The sequence below is a fragment of the Streptomyces sp. NBC_01294 genome (genome assembly GCF_035917235.1).
Lineage (GTDB): Bacteria > Actinomycetota > Actinomycetes > Streptomycetales > Streptomycetaceae > Streptomyces > Streptomyces caledonius.
In genome coordinates this window covers 3,149,722-3,168,343 of record NZ_CP108423.1, presented here as the reverse complement: position 1 = coordinate 3,168,343, position 18,622 = coordinate 3,149,722, and the positions used below count along the sequence as shown (strand labels likewise).

Sequence of the window (18,622 nt, the reverse complement as noted above, 5' to 3'; positions counted from 1 at the left end):
CCCCGGCACTGCCCGCGGCACTCAGTCCTTTCATCGTGGTCCGGCGGGCACGGGATTGTCCAGCCGGTTGCCGCTACGGCCGGTCACTTGTTGTGCAAGTGCAATGAACCCTGTACACCTGTGAGCGCCTTGACTGGAACAGGGGCCACCTCATCCGGGAGAATGGGGGCATGACCGCCCAGATTCTCGATGGCAAGGCCACCGCAGCCGCGATCAAGTCCGAACTGACCGTCCGCGTGGCGGCCCTGAAGGCCCGGGGCATCACGCCCGGCCTCGGCACCCTGCTGGTCGGTGACGATCCGGGCAGCCGGTGGTACGTCAACGGCAAGCACAAGGACTGCGCCGAGGTCGGCATCGCCTCCATCCAGCGCGAACTGCCCGCGACGGCCTCCCAGGAGGACATCGAGGCGGTCGTCCGCGAACTCAACGCCAACCCGGAGTGCACGGGCTACATCGTCCAACTCCCGCTCCCCAAGGGCATCGACACCAACCGCGTCCTGGAGCTGATGGACCCGCTCAAGGACGCCGACGGCCTGCACCCCATGTCGCTGGGCCGGCTGGTGCTGAACGAGCCGGGCCCGCTGCCCTGCACCCCGTACGGGATCGTCGAGCTGCTGCGCCACCACGGCGTGGGGCTCAACGGCGCGCACGTCGTCGTCCTCGGCCGCGGGATCACCGTCGGGCGCTCCATCGGCCTGCTGCTGACCCGGAAGTCCGAGAACGCCACGGTGACGCTCTGCCACACCGGTACGCGCGACCTCTCCGGGCTGCTGCGCCAGGCCGACATCATCGTCGCGGCGGCGGGCGTCCCGCACCTGGTCAAGCCGGAGGACGTGAAGCGCGGCGCGGCCGTGCTCGACGTGGGCGTCAGCCGCGACGAGAGCGGGAAGATCGTCGGCGACGTGCACCCCGGTGTCGCCGAGGTGGCCGACTGGATCTCCCCGAACCCGGGTGGGGTCGGCCCGATGACCCGGGCACAGCTGCTCGTCAACGTCGTCGAGGCGGCGGAACGGACCACCAGTGAAGGCTGAACCGGACGCCGAGCACGCGGCCGACAACGGCGGGACCAAGGCGAACGGCACACCCGTCACGCCGCCCGGTCTGCCCGTCACGCCCGCGGTGCCCCTCGCGCCCGGCGCGGCCGGGTCCGAGGCGTCCAGGTCGCGCCGCTTCCCGCCCGTCACCCGGGACACCGCCCGCCCCGAGGGCAGCGGCCGGGCCGTCCCGGGGGCCGTGTCGACATCCGCCCGCCAGTGGCCGATGCTCAGCGTGCTCACCGCGACCGCGGTCGGGCTGCTGGTCACGGCCCTGGGGCAGCCCAGGGTCGGCTGCCTGATCATCGGCGTCGCCCTGATCGCCGCGTCGGTACTGCGGCGCGTGCTGCCCTCGGTGGGCATGCTCGCGGTGCGCTCCCGCTTCACAGACATGATCACGTACGGGCTGCTGGGCGTGGCGATCACGCTGCTGGCGCTGGTCATGGAGCCCGGCCCGTGGCTGGAGATCCCGTTCATGGAGAGCGCGGTCCGCTTCACCGTGCGGTGAGGACCGCAGGGGTCGCCGTGATGGCCGGCCGGGTCTCCGTGCCCGCCCGGACCGGCACGGCCAATGTCCGCCCCGGGCCCGGGGCGCGCGCGGCGCACGCGGCGCACGTGTACGTCACGGCGGTCGAGGGCCACCGAACGGGCCGGCTCCTCCTCGTCGAATTGAGGTCCCTGGAACCGGCCTTGCCCTGGAACGACGGGGTCCGTGTGCCATGCACCACAGGGACCCGGGGATTAGCCCGCCCCAGGGTCGGATAGCCTGACCGCGGATGTCTCTTCACGTCAAGATTTACTGGGGAGCGGCGTCCTCCAGCACATGGGGCAGGGACGCCCCACCGCCAGCTGTCTAACGGAGAAGGCCATGACCCGCACTCCCGTGAATGTCACCGTCACCGGCGCCGCCGGCCAGATCGGCTACGCGCTGCTCTTCCGCATCGCCTCCGGTCACCTGCTCGGCGCGGACGTGCCGGTCAAGCTCCGACTTCTGGAGATCCCCCAGGGCATGAAGGCCGCTGAGGGCACCGCCATGGAGCTCGACGACTGCGCCTTCCCGCTGCTCGCCGGCATCGACATCTTCGACGACCCGAACCAGGGCTTCGACGGTGCGAACGTCGCGCTGCTCGTGGGCGCCCGCCCGCGCACCAAGGGCATGGAGCGCGGCGACCTGCTCGCCGCCAACGGCGGCATCTTCAAGCCGCAGGGCCAGGCCATCAACGCGCACGCCGCGGACGACATCAAGGTCCTCGTCGTCGGCAACCCGGCCAACACCAACGCGCTCATCGCGCAGGCCGCCGCCCCGGACGTACCGGCCGAGCGCTTCACCGCGATGACCCGTCTGGACCACAACCGCGCGATCTCGCAGCTGGCCGCCAAGACCGGTGCCGCCGTCTCCGACATCAAGCGCCTGACGATCTGGGGCAACCACTCGGCGACCCAGTACCCGGACATCTTCCACGCGGAGATCGCCGGCAAGAACGCCGCCGAGGTCGTCAACGACGAGCTGTGGCTGGCCGACACCTTCATCCCGACCGTCGCCAAGCGCGGCGCCGCGATCATCGAGGCCCGTGGCGCGTCCTCGGCCGCCTCGGCCGCCAACGCCGCCATCGACCACGTGCACACGTGGGTCAACGGCACCGCCGAGGGCGACTGGACCTCGATGGGTATCCCGTCGGACGGCTCCTACGGCGTCCCGGCCGGCCTCATCTCGTCCTTCCCGGTCACCTGCAAGGACGGCAAGTACGAGATCGTCCAGGGCCTGGACGTCAACGCGTTCTCCCGCACCCGCATCGACGCCTCCGTCCAGGAGCTGGCGGAGGAGCGCGACGCGGTCCGTGAGCTCGGCCTGATCTGATCCGACGCGATCTGATCTGATCTGATCCGCTTTCCCCGAAGGCCTCGGCGCAGTGCGCGCCGGGGCCTTTCGGCATGATCGATGCCCTGGTCAGGCCTTGTTGTACATGCCGGGGGTGTAGTGGCCCGGCACCATGCGGGTGGCGACGCCGATGCGGTTCCAGACGTTGATCGTCGCGATGACGGCGAGGAGCTGGGCCAGCTCGCGCTCCTCGAAGTGCTTCGAGACCTTCTCGAACACCTCGTCGGGCACGAAACCGTCGGTCAGAACGGTGACGGCCTCGGTGAACTCGATCGCGGCGAGCTCCTTCTCGGTGTAGAAGTGCCGCGACTCCTCCCAGGCGCCCAGCTGCACGATCCGCTCGACGCTCTCACCGGCGGCGATCGCGTCCTTGGTGTGCATGTCGATGCAGAAGGCGCAGTGGTTGACCTGCGAGGCGCGGATCTTGACGAGCTCGACGAGGGAGGGCTCCAGACCCTTCTTGGCGGCGATCTCCAGGGCCAGGATGGCCTTGTAGGCCACGGGGGCGAGCTTCGCCATGTTCATGCGCGGGGCGTGCTCGGGGGCGTGTGCGTGCGAGTGGGGCTGCTGGTTCTCAGTGGTGGTCGTCATGTGTTCCAGCGTAGGAGGCAGGCGGCCCAGCGGTATGGTCCATATTCATGACGGATTCCTGGGCCACTTTCGGAGCGGACCTGCATCTGGACCTCTCCGCCGGGCGCGGGCTGCGGGCCGGGCTCACGGAGGCGCTGCGCGAGGCCGCGCGCAGCGGGCGGCTGGCGGCCGGGACCCGGCTGCCGTCCTCCCGCACCCTCGCCGCCGACCTGGGCATCGCGCGGAACACGGTCGCCGAGGCGTACGCCGAGCTCGTCGCCGAGGGCTGGCTCACGGCCCGCCAGGGCTCTGGCACGCGGGTCGCCGAACGGGCGCGCCTGCGCCGGCCCGCGGCGGCCGCCCGCATACGGCGCCCCGAGCGCGCGGGGCCCGCGTACAGCCTGCTGCCCGGCTCCCCGGACCTGGGCGGCTTCCCGCGCGCGGCCTGGCTGACGGCGGCCCGGCGGGCGCTGACCGACGCCCCGAACGAGGCCTTCGGGTACGGGATCGACCTGCGCGGCCGCGTCGAGCTGCGGCAGGCCCTGGCCGGCTACCTGGCGCGGGCGCGCGGGGTGTACGCGGACCCGGAGCGGATCGTGCTGTGCGCCGGCTTCCTGCACGGGCTGACGCTGCTGGCGGGGGTGCTGCGGGCGCGGCGGGTGCGGGAGGTGGCCGTGGAGGGGTACGGCCTCGACTTCCACCGGAACCTGCTGGTGCGGGCCGGGCTGCGGACGCGGCCGTTGGGCGTGGACGGGGAGGGGGCCCGTACGGGACAGCTGACCGCGGCGCAGGGCGCGGTGCTGCTGACCCCGGCGCACCAGTTCCCGACGGGCGCCGCCCTGACCCCGGCCCGGCGGGCGGCCGTGGTCGACTGGGCGCGGACCACGGACGGGCTGATCCTGGAGGACGACTACGACGGGGAGTTCCGCTACGACCGTCAGCCGGTGGGTGCGCTGCAGGGGCTGGACCCGGACCGGGTGGTGTACCTCGGCACGGCCAGCAAGTCGCTGGCGCCGGGGCTGCGGATGGGCTGGATGGTGGTGCCGCCGGGGCTGCTGGACGAGGTCCTGGCGGTCAAGGGCCCCAGCGACTGGGCCTCCAGCGCGCTGGAGCAGCTCACGCTGGCGGAGTTCATCACCTCCGGGGCGTACGACCGCCACGTGCGGGGGATGCGGCTGCGGTACCGGCGGCGGCGGGACGAGCTGGTGGCGGCGGTGGGCGACCGGGTCGCCGTCTCGGGGATCGCGGCGGGACTGCACGCGGTGCTGGACCTTCCCGAGGGGACGGAGCGCTCGGTGGTCCAGTCCGCGGCCTGGCAGGACCTCGCCCTGCACGGGCTGACCCGCTTCCGGCATCCGCAGGCCGAGCTGCCGCCGCGTGATGCGCTGGTCGTCGGCTACGGCACGCCGACGGACAGTGCGTGGGGCCCGGCCTTGGCGGCCCTGTCGGCGGCGCTCCCGTGAGGCGGGGTCTCCGGGCGCGGCCCCTCGTGCCGGGGATCCGCGCCGTACCCCGCGCCTCAATCGCCGGCGGGGCTGGGTTCGTGCGGCGGGGCTGGGGGTTCGTGCGGCGGGGCTGGGGGTTCGTGTAGTGGGGGTGGGGGTTCGCCGAAGCGGGCCAGGGCCAGGGAGCCGGCGAGGGCCACCGCGAAGCCGAGGACCGCCAGCCAGGCCAGGCCCTCACGGGTGCGGTCGCCGAGCCAGACCACGCCCACCACCGCCGGGCCGATCGTCTCGCCGAGCACCATGCCCGCCGTCGCCGCCGTCACCGAGCCGCGCGCCAGCGCCGAGGTGAGCAGCAGGAAGCCCGCGCCACCGCCCAGCAGGAGGGCGTACAGCGCGGGGTTGCGCAGGTCCCAGGGGGAGTCGATGAGCCGCACCGAGACCTCCACCACCCCGAAGCCCGTCCCGGAGGCCAGGCCCAGGACCAGCGCCCGCGGCCCGTCCGGGAGCCGGCCCGCCACCGCGCCGACCACCAGGACCAGCCCCGCCACCGCCAGCAGCCCCAGCTTCAGCGCGAGCGACCCGGTCCCCGTGCCCTCCTCCCCGGCGGCCAGCCCCAGCATCAGCAGCCCCGCGCACACCACCCACACCGCGGCCCACTCCGTCCGCGACAACCGCACCCGCAGCAGCCGCGCCGCGACCACCGCCGTCACCGCCAGGCTGGCGGCGAGCGCGGCCCCCACCGCGTAGATCGGGATGTGGCGCAGCGCGATGATCTGGAGCACGAAGCCGGCCCCGTCCAGGCCGAGCCCCAGCAGGTACCGCCACTGCCGCACGGCCCGCAGGAACAGCGCCGCGTCCACCCCGGACCCCGTGCCCGGCTCCGCCGCCCGCGCCGCGACCGCCTGCAGAACGGACGCCGTACCGAAACAGACCGCCGCACCGAGCGCACAAATCATCCCAATAACCACGAACTGACTCTAGGTCACGGATCTCACGGCGGCCGGATTCCATCGGCCGGGGCCCCCGCTCTACTCTGTCGGCAGTACGCCAGGCCCCAGGGGGAGCACACACATGGACAGCAGCAGCACCAATCAGCGCCGCATGCGCTCCGGCGCGGTCGCCCTCGGCGGGATGGGCCTGCTCGCGGCCACCCTCGTGGCCTGCGGCAGCAGCGACGAACCGGACCGGCGTTGCGCGTCCCGTTCCACGCTGGACCACTTGAACAGCAAGGAATGCAAGACCGGCGGCACCGGCGCCTACTACTACGGCGGCGCCGTCAAGGCGGGCAAGGTCTCCGGCGGCAGCTTCGACAAGTCCGCCGTGACCCGCGGCGGCCTCGGCGGCCACAGCAGCTCCGGCTCCAGCGGCGGCTGATCACCCCATGCAGCGGCACACCATCGAGCCCCGCCCCGACTGGCAGAAGACCGTCGAGGAACAGGGCCTGATCTATCCCCTCACCCGCTACCCCGACGACTCCCTGCGCCCCTACTGGGACGAGAGCGCGTACTACTCCTTCTCGCTCCCCGAGGTCGAGGCGCTGGAGAACGTCGTCGAGGAACTGCACGCCATGTGCCTGGCCGCGGCCGCGCACATCGTCGAGCACGACCGCTTCGCCGACCTCGGCATCACCGACCCCAAGCTCGCCGCGCTGATCGCCGAGTCCTGGCGCCGCCGCGCCGAACAGCCCTCCCTCTACGGCCGTTTCGACCTGCGCTACGACGGCACCGGCAGCCCGGCCAAGATGCTGGAGTACAACGCCGACACGCCCACCTCCCTCGTGGAGGCGGCCAGCCCGCAGTGGTTCTGGATGGAGGAGCGGTTCCCCGGCGCCGACCAGTGGAACTCCCTCCACGAGCGCCTCGTCGACGCCTGGCGCCGGCAGGCCGAGCTGCTGCCGCCCGGCCCGCTGCACTTCGCGCACTCCGAGACCGACGAGCTCGGCGAGGACCTGATGACGGTCGCCTACCTCCAGGAGACCGCCGAGCAGGCCGGCCTGGACACCCAGGCCCTGTCCGTCGAGCAGATCGGCTGGGACAGCCTCTCCGGCCGCTTCGTGGACGAGAAGCTCCGCTTCATCCGCAGCTGCTTCAAGCTCTACCCGTGGGAGTGGCTGGCCACGGACGAGTTCGGCCCGCAGGTCCTCGGCACCTACGACCACGGCGGCGGCTCCGGCACCACCTGCTGGATCGAGCCGCTGTGGAAGATGCTGCTGTCCAACAAGGCGCTGCTCGCGATCCTGTGGGAGCTCTTCCCGGAGCACCCGAACCTGCTGCCCGCCTACCTCGACGGCCCGCGCGAGCTGGCGGAGCCCGGCTCCGGCGGCTTCGTGTCCAAGCCGCTCCTCGGCCGTGAGGGCGCGGGGGTCACCCTGCACGAAACGGGCGGGGACGGCGAGCCGTTCGTACCGGAGGAGGGGGAGCGGTACTGCTTCCAGGGCCTGGCCCCGCTGCCCGACTTCGACGGCAACCGGGTGGTGCTCGGCGCATGGGTCGTCGAGGACGAGGCGGCGGGGCTCGGCATCCGCGAATCGGCGGGGCCGGTCACGGACGAGTACGCCCGCTTCCTGCCCCACGTCATCCTGTAGCCGCGGACGGTACCGGGGCTACGCGCCCAGCACCGACCTGAGCTGGTCCAGCCCCCAGTCCAGGTCCTCCTTGCTGATGACCAGCGGCGGGGCGAGCCGGATCGTCGACCCGTGGGTGTCCTTCACCAGGACCCCCAGCTCCATCAGCTTCTCGGAGATCTCCCGGCCCGTTCCGTGGGACGGTTCGATGTCGACGCCGGCCCACAGCCCGCGCCCCCGTACGGCGGTCACGGCGCCGCCGACGAGCAGGCCCAGCTCGCGGTGCAGGTGGTCGCCCAGTTCGGTGGCCCGCTGCTGGAACTCCCCGGTCCGGAGCATCGCGACGACCTCCAGGCCGACCGCGCAGGCGAGGGGGTTCCCGCCGAAAGTGGAGCCGTGCTGGCCGGGCTTGAACACGCCGAGCACGTCCCGGTCGGCGACCACGGCCGACACCGGCACCACGCCGCCGCCGAGCGCCTTGCCGAGGATGTAGACGTCCGGGACAACCCCCTCGTGCTCGCACGCGAAGGTCCTGCCGGTCCGCCCCAGCCCCGACTGGATCTCGTCCGCCATGAAGAGGACGTTCCGCTCGCGCGTCAGCTCCCGTACGCCGCTCAGGTATCCGGCGGGCGGCACCAGCACCCCCGCCTCGCCCTGGATCGGCTCCAGCAGCACGGCCACGGTGTTCTCGGTGACGGCGTGGGCCAGCGCGGTGAGGTCCCCGTACGGAACGATCTCGAAGCCCGGCGTGTACGGACCGAAGTGGTCGCGGGCGTCGTGGTCCGTCGAGAAGGAGACGATGGTCGTGGTCCGCCCGTGGAAGTTGTCCGCGGCGACCACGATCTTGGCGTGCCCGTCCGGGACGCCCTTGACCTCGTAGCCCCATTTGCGGGCGGTCTTCACCGCCGTCTCCACGGCCTCCGCGCCCGTGTTCATCGGCAGCACCATCTCCTTGCCGCACAGCGCGGCGAGTTCGGCGCAGAAATCGGCGAAGCGGTCGTGGTAAAAGGCGCGCGAGGTGAGGGTGACCCGTTCCAGCTGGGCCCGCGCGGCGTCGATCAGGCGGCGGTTGCCGTGCCCGAAGTTGAGGGCCGAGTACCCGGCGAGCATGTCGAGGTATCTGCGGCCCTCCACATCGGTCATCCACGCGCCGTCCGCGGAGGCGACGACCACGGGCAGCGGATGGTAGGTGTGTGCGCTGTGCGCGTCGGCGGTGCGGATGGCGTCAGTGGTAGTCGACACGGGGTCTCCGATCGTCCGTCTTGCCGGGTGAAGCGGTGACGAGGGTGGCGTCACCTTCTTATCGTCGCTCGTATCGCGGACGCAGAAACCTTCCGCGCGGCGCGCCCGCTAAGGTGGTCGGTACGCACGGCGACTGGCGTACGGAGAACCAACTCCGGGGGAGTCGTGCGCGCTCGACCGCACACAGGGCCGCTCGCCTGGGCCTCGCGGGGTACCGATCACATCGACCCCGGAGGAGCCCGCCATGTCCGCGCGCCGCCATCCCGCCCTTTCCGCGACCGATCCCGAACTGGCGTCCTTCGTCGCGGCGGAGGAAGTGCTCCAGGCACAGACCCTGCGCCTGATCCCCAGTGAGAACTACGTGTCCGCGGCCGTCCTCGAAGCCTCCGGCACCGTGCTGCAGAACAAGTACAGCGAGGGCTACCCCGGCCGCCGCTACTACGAGGGCCAGCAGAACATCGACCGCGTCGAGGCGCTGGCGATCGAGCGGGCGAAGGGCCTGTTCGGCGTCGACCACGCCAACGTCCAGCCGTACTCCGGCTCCCCGGCCAACCTGGCCGTGTACCTGGCCTTCGCGAAGCCGGGCGACACGGTGATGGGCATGGCCCTGCCGATGGGCGGGCACCTGACGCACGGCTGGGGCGTCTCGGCGACGGGCTCGTGGTTCCGCGGCGTGCAGTACGGCGTCAGCGCGGAGACGGGGCTCATCGACTACGACGCGGTGCGCGAGCTGGCCCTCGCCGAGCGGCCCAAGCTGATCTTCTGCGGCGGCACGGCCCTGCCGAGGACCATCGACTTCGCCGCCTTCGCGGAGATCGCGCGGGAGGCCGGCTCGATCCTGGTCGCGGACGTGGCCCACATCGCGGGCCTGATCGCGGGCGGCGCGCACCCGTCCCCGGCGGGCCACGTGGACGTCATCTCCACCACGACGCACAAGACCCTGCGCGGTCCGCGCGGCGCGATGCTGATGTGCCGGGAGGAGCACGCGAAGGCGATCGACAAGGCGGTCTTCCCGGGCCTCCAGGGCGGCCCGCACAACCAGACGACGGCCGGCATCGCGGTGGCGCTGCACGAGGCCGCGCAGCCGTCCTTCGTCACGTACGCCCACGCGGTCGTCGCCAACGCGAAGGCGCTGGCGGCGGCGCTGCTGGAGCGTGGCTTCGACCTGGTCTCGGGCGGTACGGACAACCACCTGATCCTGATGGACCTGACGGGCAAGGACGTGCCGGGCAAGGTCGCGGCGAAGGCGCTGGACCGGGCCGGGATCGTCGTGAACTACAACACGGTCCCGTTCGACCCGCGCAAGCCGTTCGATCCCTCGGGGGTGCGGATCGGTACGCCGTCGCTGACGTCGCGGGGCCTGGGGGTGGAGCACATGCCCGTCGTGGCGGCCTGGATCTCGCGCGCGGTCGACGCCGCGGCCAAGGGGGACGAGCAGGCCCTCGCCGTGGTCCGCGCGGAGGTCGCGGACCTCATGGCAGCCTTCCCGGCCCCGGGCCTCCCCCTGTCCTGACCCGCGGCACCGCTGCCGGGGCGCCGCCCCGGACCCCGCGCCTCAAACGCCGGCGGGGTTGGATCCTCCAGCCCGCCCGGCGTTTGAGGGCGGACCCGCGCCGGTGGCGGCCGCGAAGGCCCCGCGCAGCGGTTCACCCGGGGAAAGCGGTCGCTCGGCCGGGGCGGGATCCGGCCGCGCCGCTACCGCCCGGTACCCCGGCGCGGCACGGCCCGCACCCCCGCGACCCGGAAGGTTCCGGCCAGCGGAGGGCCCGAGCCCGCCCCCGCACCTGAGAGAATGAAGCCATGGCTTCTGATCGTCCTCGCGCGCTCTCCGGCATCCAGCCCACCTCCGGTTCGTTCCACCTCGGGAACTACCTCGGAGCCATTCGCCAGTACGTCGCCCTCCAGGAGACGCACGACGCGTTCTACATGGTCGTCGACCTGCACGCGATCACCATTCCGCAGGATCCGAAGGATCTGCGCGCGAACACCCGCCTCTCCGCCGCACAGCTGCTCGCCGCCGGCCTGGACCCCGAGCGCTGCACGCTCTTCATCCAGAGCCACGTGCCGGAGCACGCGCAGCTCGGCTGGGTCATGAACTGCATCACCGGTTTCGGCGAGGCCAGCCGGATGACCCAGTTCAAGGACAAGTCCGCCAAGGGCGGCGTGAACAACGCCACCGTCGGCCTGTTCACGTACCCGATCCTCCAGGTCGCCGACATCCTGCTCTACCAGGCGAACGCCGTCCCCGTCGGCGAGGACCAGCGCCAGCACATCGAGCTGACCCGCGACCTGGCCGAGCGCTTCAACCAGCGCTACGGCCAGACCTTCACCCTCCCCGCCGCGCACATCGTCAAGGAGGTCGCGAAGATCTACGACCTCCAGGACCCGGCGATCAAGATGTCGAAGTCCGCGTCGTCGCCCAAGGGCCTGATCAACCTCCTCGACGAGCCCAAGGTCACCGAGAAGAAGATCAAGAGCGCGGTCACCGACACCGAGGCCGAGGTCCGCTTCGACACCGAGAAGAAGCCCGGCGTCAGCAACCTGCTCACGATCTACTCCACCCTCACGGGCGAGACGATCGCCGAGCTGGAGACGAAGTACGAGGGCAAGGGCTACGGCGCGCTGAAGACCGACCTGGCCGGTGTGATGGTCGATTTCGTCACACCCTTCAAGCAGCGCACCCAGGAGTACCTGGACGACCCCGAGACGCTGGATTCCCTCCTGGCCAAGGGCGCGGAGAAGGCCCGCGCGGTCGCCGCCGAGACCCTCGCGCAGGCGTACGACCGGCTCGGTCTGGTGCCCGCCAAGCACTGACGAACGCAACTACGGACAGAGGGCTCTGGCACGAAAGGGGGTGCTGCCGCCACACTGGGGCGGCAGCAGTCCACATCGACAAGCGGAGGAGAGATACGTGGGGACCGTAACGCTCGGCGTTTCGATCGCGGTCCCGGAGCCGTACGGCAGCCAGCTCCAGGAGCTGCGCGCGGGCTTCGGGGACGCTGCCGCGCACGGCATCCCCACGCACGTCACCCTCGTACCGCCCACCGAGGTGGAGGCGGACCGGCTCCCGGCGATCCGCGCCCACCTCTGCGAGGTCGCGGCCGCCTTCCGGGCCTTCCGGATGCGGCTGGGCGGGACGGGAACCTTCCGCCCCCTCTCGCCTGTCGTCTTCGTTCAGATCGTCGAGGGCGTCGCGGGCTGCACCCGCCTCCAGGGCGAGGTCCGCGACCCCGCCGGGCCGCTCGACCGCGAGCTGGCCTTCCCGTACCACCCGCACGTCACGGTCGCCCACGGGATCTCCGAGGAGGCGATGGACCTGGCGTTCACGACCCTCGCCGAGTACGCCGCCGAGTGGGTCTGCGCGGGCTTCGCGCTCTACGAGCAGGGCTCGGACGGGGTCTGGCGCAAGCTGCGCGAGTACCCGTTCGGGACCGGACCCGCCGTCGTGCCGGCGCAGCCGGGCTGCCCGGCTGAAGCGGCTGAGGCGGCCGGAGCGGCCGGGGCGACCATACGGCCGTCCTGACGGAGCGGGCGCAGGGTCAGCCGGGCGGTGCGCCGGGCACGGAACCTCAGCCTTCGCAGGACCAGGGTGTGGAACGGGCGGCCCGTCGGGCGCGCTTCGCGAAAAGTCACAATCGAGGACCGTAGTCCCCAAAACCGACAATCCCGGCTATTTCCGGCGTCTCATTTACGGTGACTCCATGGACTGGCTGACGAAACTCCCGGTGATCGGTCCGTTGGCGGCCCGTCTGACCCGGACCCACGCGTGGCGTTCGTACGAACGCCTCGACCGCGTGCACTGGACCCGGCTCGCCGCCGCGATCACCTTCATCAGCTTCCTCGCGCTGTTCCCGCTGATCACCGTCGCCGCCGCGGTGGGCGCGGCGCTGCTCAGCGAGGAGCAGCTGGACCGGCTGGAGAAGAACCTCTCCGAACAGGTCCCGGGCATCTCCGACCAGCTCGACATCGACGGGCTCGTCGCGAACGCGGGCACGGTCGGCCTCGTCGCCGGCGCCCTCCTGCTCTTCACCGGCATCGGCTGGGTGGGCGCGATGCGGGACTGCCTGCGCGCGGTGTGGGACAAGGACGACGAGGACGACGGGAGCCCGTTCGTCCGCAAGGGCAAGGACGGGCTCGTCCTGCTCGGCCTCGGCGGGGCGGCCCTGGCCTCGGCCGTGGCCTCGATCCTGGGATCCAGCGCGGTCGGGAAGTCCGCCGACTGGCTGGGGATCCCGCGCGAGGGCGCGGGCGGCGCCCTGCTGCGCTCCCTCGCCTTCCTCGTCGGCGTCGTGGCCGCCTTCCTGCTGCTGCTCTACCTCCTGACCCTGCTCCCCGGCGTCGAACCGCCGCGCGGCCGCCTGATCCAGGCGGCCCTGATCGGCGCGGCGGGCTTCGAGCTGCTGAAACTGCTGCTGAGCGGCTACATGCGGGAGGTCGCCGCCAAGAGCATGTACGGGGCCTTCGGCGTGCCGATCGCCCTGCTGCTCTGGATCAACTTCACGGCGAAGCTGCTGCTCTACGTCTCGTCCTGGACGGCGACCCGCGACGACGGCGAGGGCGACGGCGGCGGAGCGGAGAACGGCGAGAACGGTGCGCCCGGCGACGGCGCGCACGAGCCGCCGCCGGGCGCACCGGAGCCTTCCGGCGCCCGGTGAAACGGCTTGAAATCGCAGGTGGGGGGCGCCGGAGACTCGTTCGGGTGAATCCACGGCCCGGCCCCGGGAGGGGTGGGTAGGCCTGCCACGGGGTTCCGTGCACGATGCAACGGGACCGATCGTCCGGGGCCCGGACGGGCGCCTGTCCGGCATCACCGTCGACCTGACCAACCCGTCCAGCCAGGCCGGCTGGTCCACCCAGCGCACCTTCTGACCGAACGAACGAACGAAGGGGCGGGGCCGGTCCGGGCCTGGACGGGCCGGTCCGGCCGGCCCCGTCCTACACCAGGTCCTCGCCCCGGCTCCGGCGGCCCCGGGGCCAACGGCGGTTGACCACGTAGGCGCCGCCCGCCAGCACGGCCAGCGCACCGCCCGCGACGCCCAGAGCGGTGCCGATGCCGCCGCCCGGCCCTCCGGCCGCCGACGGGTTGTTCTCGTGCGACTGGGCCGGGGAGCCGTGCGCGGAGGTGTCCGCGCTCTTCGGCGGCACCAGCTCACCCACCGGCTTGACCTTCCCGGCCGCCGTGAAGCCCCAGTCGAAGAGGGCGGCGGTCTCCTCGTAGACCGAGTTCGCGCCGCCCGCGCCCGGGTTCATCACCGTGACCAGCAGCTTGCGGGAGCCCTGCTGCGCGGCGCCGGTGAAGGTGGAGCCGGCCATGGTGGTGTTGCCGTTCTTCACCCCGGCGATGCCCTTGTACGGGGAGAGGCCGCCCGCGCCCGTCATCAGCCGGTTGGTGTTCGTGATCTCGAAGTGGTCCCGCGGCTTCCCGGCCTCCTGCTTGCCGGGGAACTTCGCGCTCACCGTGCCGCAGTACTCCCGGAAGTCCTGCTTCTGCAGCCCGGAGCGGGCGATGAGCGTCAGGTCGTACGCGCTCGACACCTGATCGGGGGCGTCGTAGCCGTCGGGGGACACGACGTGGGTGTCCAGCGCCTGGAGCTCCTCGGCGTGCGCCTGCATGTCCTTGACGGTCTTCTCGACGCCGCCGTTCATGGCCGAAAGCACGTGCACGGCGTCGTTTCCCGACCGCAGGAACACCCCGAGCCACAGGTCGTGGACGGAGTACTCCAGGTCCTCCTTGACCCCGACCAGGCTGCTGCCCGGGCCCACGCCCTCCATGTCCTGGTCGGTGACCTTGCGGACCTGCTCCTTGGGCAGCCCCGGCAGCAGGGTGTCCGCGAACAGCATCTTCATCGTGGAGGCCGGCGGCAGCCGCCAGTGCGCGTTGTGCGCCGCCAGGACCTCGCCGGACTCGGCGTCGGCGACGATCCACGACCGCCCGGTGAGGTTCGTCGGCAGGGCGGGGGCACCGGGCAGCAGGTTCACCTGCGTCCCCGGCTGCCCGAGCAGGGATCCGCCGACCGTGGACATCGAGGCGGGCGGCGCCGGCGCCGCCGGGGCCTGCGGCGCCTTGGCGGGGCCGCCCTTTCCGTCGGCCGGCGGGGTCGGCGCGGCGTGTGCGGGGGCCACCAGCATGGTGGGGACCAGCAACGCGGCGGATAGGACCGTCAGGGCGGTCGTCTTGGCAGACACGCAGGTGAAAGTACATCCCGATGAGCTGGATGATGTCGCGGACCGGCCAATTCGCGGCAACCACCCCCGGGACAGCCCACCCCGGCGCGTCCGTCCTGGGGACGAATCCGATACTGAAGGCATGAAACTGAGCCGTGCCGCCTCCTGGTTCCTGCTCGCCTTCGGAGTGTGGAGCTGGTTCATCTGGGTGTCTTTCGTCCGGAACCTGTGGAAGAACGGCAGTGGCCAGGCCTTCGATGCGGCGGGTGATCCCACTTCGTTCTTCTGGGTGCACCTGACGCTCGCGGTGATGTCCTTTCTCCTGGGGACGGCGGTCGGTGTGATCGGGTTGCGCGGGGTCCTGGCCCTGCGGCGCGGATCACGTACGGACAAGGGTGGCTCGGCATGACGATCCTGGTTTTCGCGCTGGTCGCGCTCGCGGTCTTCGCCCTGCTGGTCCTGGTCCACCGCTGGCTGTGGATCCGCCTGGTCCGCGACACCACCGCCCCCGGCGGCGTGACCCGCCGCATCGGCACGGCCTTGGCCATCGCCCTGCCCCTCCTCTCTGTGGCCGCCCTGACCACGGGCCGCGCCGGGGCGCCCTTCTGGCTGCAGCAGACGGTTGCCTGGCCCGGGTACCTCTGGCTCGCGGTGCTCTTGTACCTGACCCTGACGATGCTGCTCGCGGAGCCGATCCGCGCGCTGTTGCTCCGCCGTCTGGCCCACCGCGCCACCTCCGGAGCGGTGGACGGGCCTGCCGGGCCCGGCCCGGCGGACGCGGACACGGGCGCCGCGGTGGAGCCCGGCGCGGTGGTGGCCGCGGGCCGTGCGCCCGGCCCGCAGGGCCGCGCCCCCCTCGCCGAGCGCCCCTCGCGCGATGCCGCCGGCCCGCAGGGCCACGCCTCCCCGCAGGAGTCGGCCGCGGCCGCAACCGACGCGCCGGCCGGCACCGACGGGCCCGCCGCCGCAGACGGGCTCACCGCAGGCGTCGGTCTGACCCGGCGCCGGTTCGTCGCGCGCGCCGTCGGCGGGGCGGCCGCCGCCGTGGCCGTCGGGACCGTCGGCGCCGGGACGTACGGGGTCCTGCGCGGGCCGAGCGTGCGGCGGGTGCAGGTCCCCCTGGCCAAACTGCCGCGCGCGGCACACGGCTTCCGGATCGCCGTCGTCAGCGACGTCCACCTCGGCCCGGTGCTCGGCCGCGCCCACGCCCAGCGCATCGTCGACACCGTCAACCGGACCCAGCCCGACCTCATCGCCATCGTCGGCGACCTCGTCGACGGCAGCGTCCCGGACCTCGGGCCCTCGGCGGAGCCGCTGCGCGAGCTCACGGCCCGCCACGGCTCGTTCTTCGTCACCGGGAACCACGAGTACTTCTCCGGCGCCCAGCAGTGGATCGACCACGTCCGCGAACTGGGGCTGACCCCCCTGGAGAACGCCCGCCGCGCGCTCCCGCACTTCGACCTCGCCGGCGTCAACGACATCCAGGGGGAGCAGGAGGGGACCGGCCCCGACTTCCAGGCCGCCCTCGGCGACCGCGACCGGACGCGGGCCGCCGTACTCCTCGCCCACCAGCCCGTCGTCATCCACGACGCCGTCCGCCACGGCGTCGACCTCCAGCTCTCCGGCCACACCCACGGCGGCCAGCTCTGGCCCGGCAACTACCTCGCCGAGCTCGCCAACCCCACCGTCGCCGGCCTGGAGCGCTACGGCGACACCCAGCTCTACGTCTCCCGCGGGGCCGGCGCCTGGGGACCCCCGGTCCGGGTGGGGGCGCCGTCCGACATCACCGTCGTCGAACTCGCCTCATATCAGGCCTGACCCGCCCCGAGAAGGGTGAACGCGGGGACGAGTTCGACGTCCCCACGATCGGGTGGATCGCCGACTTCCCGCGCGGACGAGTTCCTCGCCCCGCTCGGAGGCGGCTGCGGCTGCGACTACGCGGGGTCCGGGTCGGGGTCCGAGGCCTTGCGCCGGGCCCCGGCCGTCGCCGTCTGCGCCATGCCCGGAAGGAAGTCCGCGAACAGCTCGTGCACTTCCCGCACCAGCGGCCGCAGCACCCGGAACCGGGCCAGCACGATGCCCCGCGTCGTCAGCTGCGCGCCGCGCTCGGCGAGCCGCCGCGTCTTCTCGCTGTTCGGGGAGCGGTCGAAGACCCAGTACAGGACCAGACCCATCTGCGAGAGCCACATCAGCTCGGGCAGTACGTCGACCAGCTCGGCCGGCACCTTGGTCTTCGCCCCCGCCAGCACCTCGCGGTGGATGTCGATCGCCGCCTGCCGCGCCGGCTCCGATTCCGGCGAGAACGGGCTGAGCGGACTCTCGGGGTCCGCCGCGTTCTTGAAGAACTGCGAGGCGAACTCGTGGTACGGGGCCGCGATGTCCATCCAGCTCGTCAGCACGCCCGCGAGCCGCTTCTGCAGATCGGTCTCGCTGTCCAGGATGGGTCGGACCGCCTTCTGATGGGCGGCGCCGATCCGGTCGTAGAACCCCTGGACCAGGTGTTCCTTCGACTCGAAGTAGTAGTAGGCGTTGCCGACCGAGACACCGGCCTCCTTCGCGATACCCCGCATCGTCGTCTTGTCGAAGCCGCGCTCCTGGAAGAGCCGGAGCGCGGTTTCGAGGATGAGCGTGCGGGTCTGCTCGCTCTTGGGAGCCTTCTGATCAGTCACGGTGTATGAGCCTATCGGGGGACGGAGCACTGGTCGTCACAGGCCGGTCCCTCGACGCCCTCGGGGTGGCCCTCGGTGCGCACGGCCTGCCGCCACGCGGAGGCCGTGTACATCGCCGCCCGGGCGAAGGGCCGACCGGCCGGGGTGGCCAGCCAGTTCGCCCTCGGCCGGTGTTCGACCAGTGCCCACAGGCAGACGATGAAGGCGTCCGTCCCGGTCCAGACCTGCCCCGAGTCCCCGACCACGGTGATCTCCCGGAGCGTCGACTCGTGGTCGAGCCTCGGGAACCGCCGCCGCGCCTCGTGGGACGCGGCGGGGACCAGGTCGAGCGGGACCAGCCGGCGCTGTGCGAGCAGCCAGTGCCGGATGTGCACGCAGAGCGGGCAGTTTGCGTCGTAGAGCACGGTCAGCTTCCGGACCGGCAACCCGGGCGCCACCGTTCAGGCCCCGGCCGGCGCGGTCCACCCCTGCGGGGCGACCGGCGGGGTCTGCTGGCGCTCCATGATTCCGCGGCGGCGCATCTTGTTCAGCACCCACACGTTGCCGAGGTGCATGAACCCGAGGACCAGCAGGACGACGCCGAGCTTGACCGAGAGCGCCTCGAAGAGGCCGCGGGCCGTTTCGATCTCCTCGCTCGACCGCAGGTAGAGGGTCACGAAGCCGATGTTCACGAGGTAGAAGCCGACCACGAGCAGCTGGTTCACGGCGTCCGCGAGCTTCTCGTTCCCCTGGAGGACGTCGCCGATGAAGACGCGGCCGTTACGGCTGAGCGTGCGGGCCACCCAGACGGTGAGCCCGATGCTGATGAGCAGGTAGATGACGTACGTGACCACGGTGAGGTCCATTGCCCCAGCCCCCTTGAACGCGTTCAATACTGCTGACAGGGATGACTGTAGGGCTTTTTTTGAACAGGTTCAAGCGAATGGCGGAACGGCCCCCGCGCATCCGGGTCCCGCCCCCGGAGCCCCGGTCCGCCGGTCCCGGTTCCCGGGCTCCGGGGCTGGGCCGGACGGCCCAATCGGGTCACCCCCGGGTGGTGACGCCCGGCGACAGGG

The 18,622-nt window shown here is 72.1% G+C and carries 19 protein-coding genes and 1 riboswitch; of the genes, 12 read left to right on the top strand and 7 right to left on the bottom strand.

Annotated features, from left to right (window positions below; translation table 11 throughout):
* Positions 1 to 170: 170 nt before the first annotated feature.
* The 3 genes from OG534_RS14075 to OG534_RS14065 all read left to right on the top strand — a co-directional run bounded on the left by OG534_RS14075 (position 171) and on the right by OG534_RS14065 (position 2,892).
* The gene (locus tag OG534_RS14075) at positions 171 to 1,031 is read left to right on the top strand and encodes a bifunctional methylenetetrahydrofolate dehydrogenase/methenyltetrahydrofolate cyclohydrolase (protein ID WP_326588434.1); all 861 of its coding nucleotides are present in this window, start codon (positions 171 to 173) and stop codon (positions 1,029 to 1,031) included.
* Entirely contained in the window at positions 1,021 to 1,542 is a 522-nt protein-coding gene (locus tag OG534_RS14070; RefSeq protein WP_326588433.1) for a DUF3017 domain-containing protein, read from the top strand. The genes OG534_RS14075 and OG534_RS14070 overlap by 11 nt, the downstream gene beginning before the upstream one ends.
* Positions 1,543 to 1,902: 360 nt before the next feature.
* The gene (locus tag OG534_RS14065; protein ID WP_326588432.1) at positions 1,903 to 2,892 is read left to right on the top strand and encodes a malate dehydrogenase; all 990 of its coding nucleotides are present in this window, start codon (positions 1,903 to 1,905) and stop codon (positions 2,890 to 2,892) included.
* Between the two features lie 90 nt (positions 2,893 to 2,982).
* On the opposite strand, the gene OG534_RS14060 is transcribed toward OG534_RS14065, so the two are convergent.
* Positions 2,983 to 3,504, bottom strand: coding sequence for a carboxymuconolactone decarboxylase family protein (locus OG534_RS14060; protein WP_326588431.1), 522 nt, complete (start codon positions 3,502 to 3,504; stop codon positions 2,983 to 2,985).
* A gap of 47 nt (positions 3,505 to 3,551) precedes the next feature.
* Between OG534_RS14060 and pdxR the strand changes: the two genes are divergently transcribed.
* Complete coding sequence (pdxR, locus tag OG534_RS14055) at positions 3,552 to 4,946, top strand: MocR-like pyridoxine biosynthesis transcription factor PdxR (protein WP_326588430.1); 1,395 nt, start codon at positions 3,552 to 3,554, stop codon at positions 4,944 to 4,946.
* A 56-nt stretch (positions 4,947 to 5,002) separates the two neighbouring features.
* On the opposite strand, the gene OG534_RS14050 is transcribed toward pdxR, so the two are convergent.
* Positions 5,003 to 5,884, bottom strand: coding sequence for a hypothetical protein (locus OG534_RS14050; RefSeq protein WP_326588429.1), 882 nt, complete (start codon positions 5,882 to 5,884; stop codon positions 5,003 to 5,005).
* 115 nt (positions 5,885 to 5,999) lie between these two features.
* Here OG534_RS14050 and OG534_RS14045 point away from each other — a divergent pair, with 115 nt between their 5' ends.
* A complete protein-coding gene (locus OG534_RS14045; protein ID WP_326588428.1) occupies positions 6,000 to 6,302 on the top strand; it encodes a hypothetical protein in 303 nt (100 codons plus the stop codon).
* Positions 6,303 to 6,309: 7 nt separating this feature from the next.
* Positions 6,310 to 7,512 carry a glutathionylspermidine synthase family protein gene (locus tag OG534_RS14040; protein WP_326588427.1) on the top strand — a complete coding sequence of 401 codons (1,203 nt, stop codon included), beginning with the start codon at positions 6,310 to 6,312 and terminating at the stop codon, positions 7,510 to 7,512.
* Positions 7,513 to 7,530: 18 nt separating this feature from the next.
* Here the strand turns inward: OG534_RS14040 and rocD are convergent, their stop codons facing one another.
* Positions 7,531 to 8,733: an ornithine--oxo-acid transaminase gene (gene rocD / locus OG534_RS14035; RefSeq protein WP_326588426.1), complete on the bottom strand. Its 1,203-nt coding sequence runs from the start codon at positions 8,731 to 8,733 to the stop codon at positions 7,531 to 7,533.
* Between the two features lie 119 nt (positions 8,734 to 8,852).
* Positions 8,853 to 8,943, top strand: a riboswitch (ZMP/ZTP riboswitch).
* 34 nt (positions 8,944 to 8,977) lie between these two features.
* Here rocD and glyA point away from each other — a divergent pair.
* From glyA to OG534_RS14015, 4 genes are all read left to right on the top strand, one after another.
* Complete coding sequence (gene glyA, locus OG534_RS14030) at positions 8,978 to 10,246, top strand: serine hydroxymethyltransferase (protein ID WP_326588425.1); 1,269 nt, start codon at positions 8,978 to 8,980, stop codon at positions 10,244 to 10,246.
* A gap of 287 nt (positions 10,247 to 10,533) precedes the next feature.
* On the top strand, positions 10,534 to 11,547 hold the full coding sequence (gene trpS, locus OG534_RS14025; RefSeq protein ID WP_326588424.1) for a tryptophan--tRNA ligase: 1,014 nt from the start codon (positions 10,534 to 10,536) through the stop codon (positions 11,545 to 11,547).
* A gap of 97 nt (positions 11,548 to 11,644) precedes the next feature.
* Entirely contained in the window at positions 11,645 to 12,256 is a 612-nt protein-coding gene (locus OG534_RS14020; RefSeq protein ID WP_326588423.1) for a 2'-5' RNA ligase family protein, read from the top strand.
* A 178-nt stretch (positions 12,257 to 12,434) separates the two neighbouring features.
* A complete protein-coding gene (locus OG534_RS14015) occupies positions 12,435 to 13,388 on the top strand; it encodes a YihY/virulence factor BrkB family protein (RefSeq protein ID WP_326588422.1) in 954 nt (317 codons plus the stop codon).
* Between the two features lie 280 nt (positions 13,389 to 13,668).
* Here OG534_RS14015 and OG534_RS14010 read toward each other — a convergent pair whose 3' ends face one another.
* Complete coding sequence (locus tag OG534_RS14010) at positions 13,669 to 14,919, bottom strand: D-alanyl-D-alanine carboxypeptidase family protein (protein WP_326588421.1); 1,251 nt, start codon at positions 14,917 to 14,919, stop codon at positions 13,669 to 13,671.
* 121 nt (positions 14,920 to 15,040) lie between these two features.
* On the opposite strand from OG534_RS14010, the gene OG534_RS14005 reads away from it, so the two are divergent.
* Both OG534_RS14005 and OG534_RS14000 read left to right on the top strand, forming a co-directional pair.
* Positions 15,041 to 15,307: an SCO4848 family membrane protein gene (locus OG534_RS14005; RefSeq protein ID WP_326588420.1), complete on the top strand. Its 267-nt coding sequence runs from the start codon at positions 15,041 to 15,043 to the stop codon at positions 15,305 to 15,307.
* Entirely contained in the window at positions 15,304 to 16,716 is a 1,413-nt protein-coding gene (locus OG534_RS14000; RefSeq protein WP_326588419.1) for a metallophosphoesterase, read from the top strand. The genes OG534_RS14005 and OG534_RS14000 overlap by 4 nt, the downstream gene beginning before the upstream one ends.
* Before the next feature lie 116 nt (positions 16,717 to 16,832).
* On the opposite strand, the gene OG534_RS13995 is transcribed toward OG534_RS14000, so the two are convergent.
* The 3 genes from OG534_RS13995 to OG534_RS13985 are packed head-to-tail and all read right to left on the bottom strand — an operon-like array spanning position 16,833 to position 18,412.
* Positions 16,833 to 17,567, bottom strand: a complete 735-nt coding sequence (locus OG534_RS13995; protein ID WP_326588418.1) for a TetR/AcrR family transcriptional regulator — start codon at positions 17,565 to 17,567, stop codon at positions 16,833 to 16,835.
* Positions 17,568 to 17,578: 11 nt separating this feature from the next.
* Positions 17,579 to 18,004 carry a thiol-disulfide oxidoreductase DCC family protein gene (locus OG534_RS13990; RefSeq protein ID WP_385158300.1) on the bottom strand — a complete coding sequence of 142 codons (426 nt, stop codon included), beginning with the start codon at positions 18,002 to 18,004 and terminating at the stop codon, positions 17,579 to 17,581.
* A 3-nt stretch (positions 18,005 to 18,007) separates the two neighbouring features.
* Entirely contained in the window at positions 18,008 to 18,412 is a 405-nt protein-coding gene (locus OG534_RS13985; RefSeq protein WP_326588416.1) for a hypothetical protein, read from the bottom strand.
* Positions 18,413 to 18,622 lie beyond the last annotated feature (210 nt).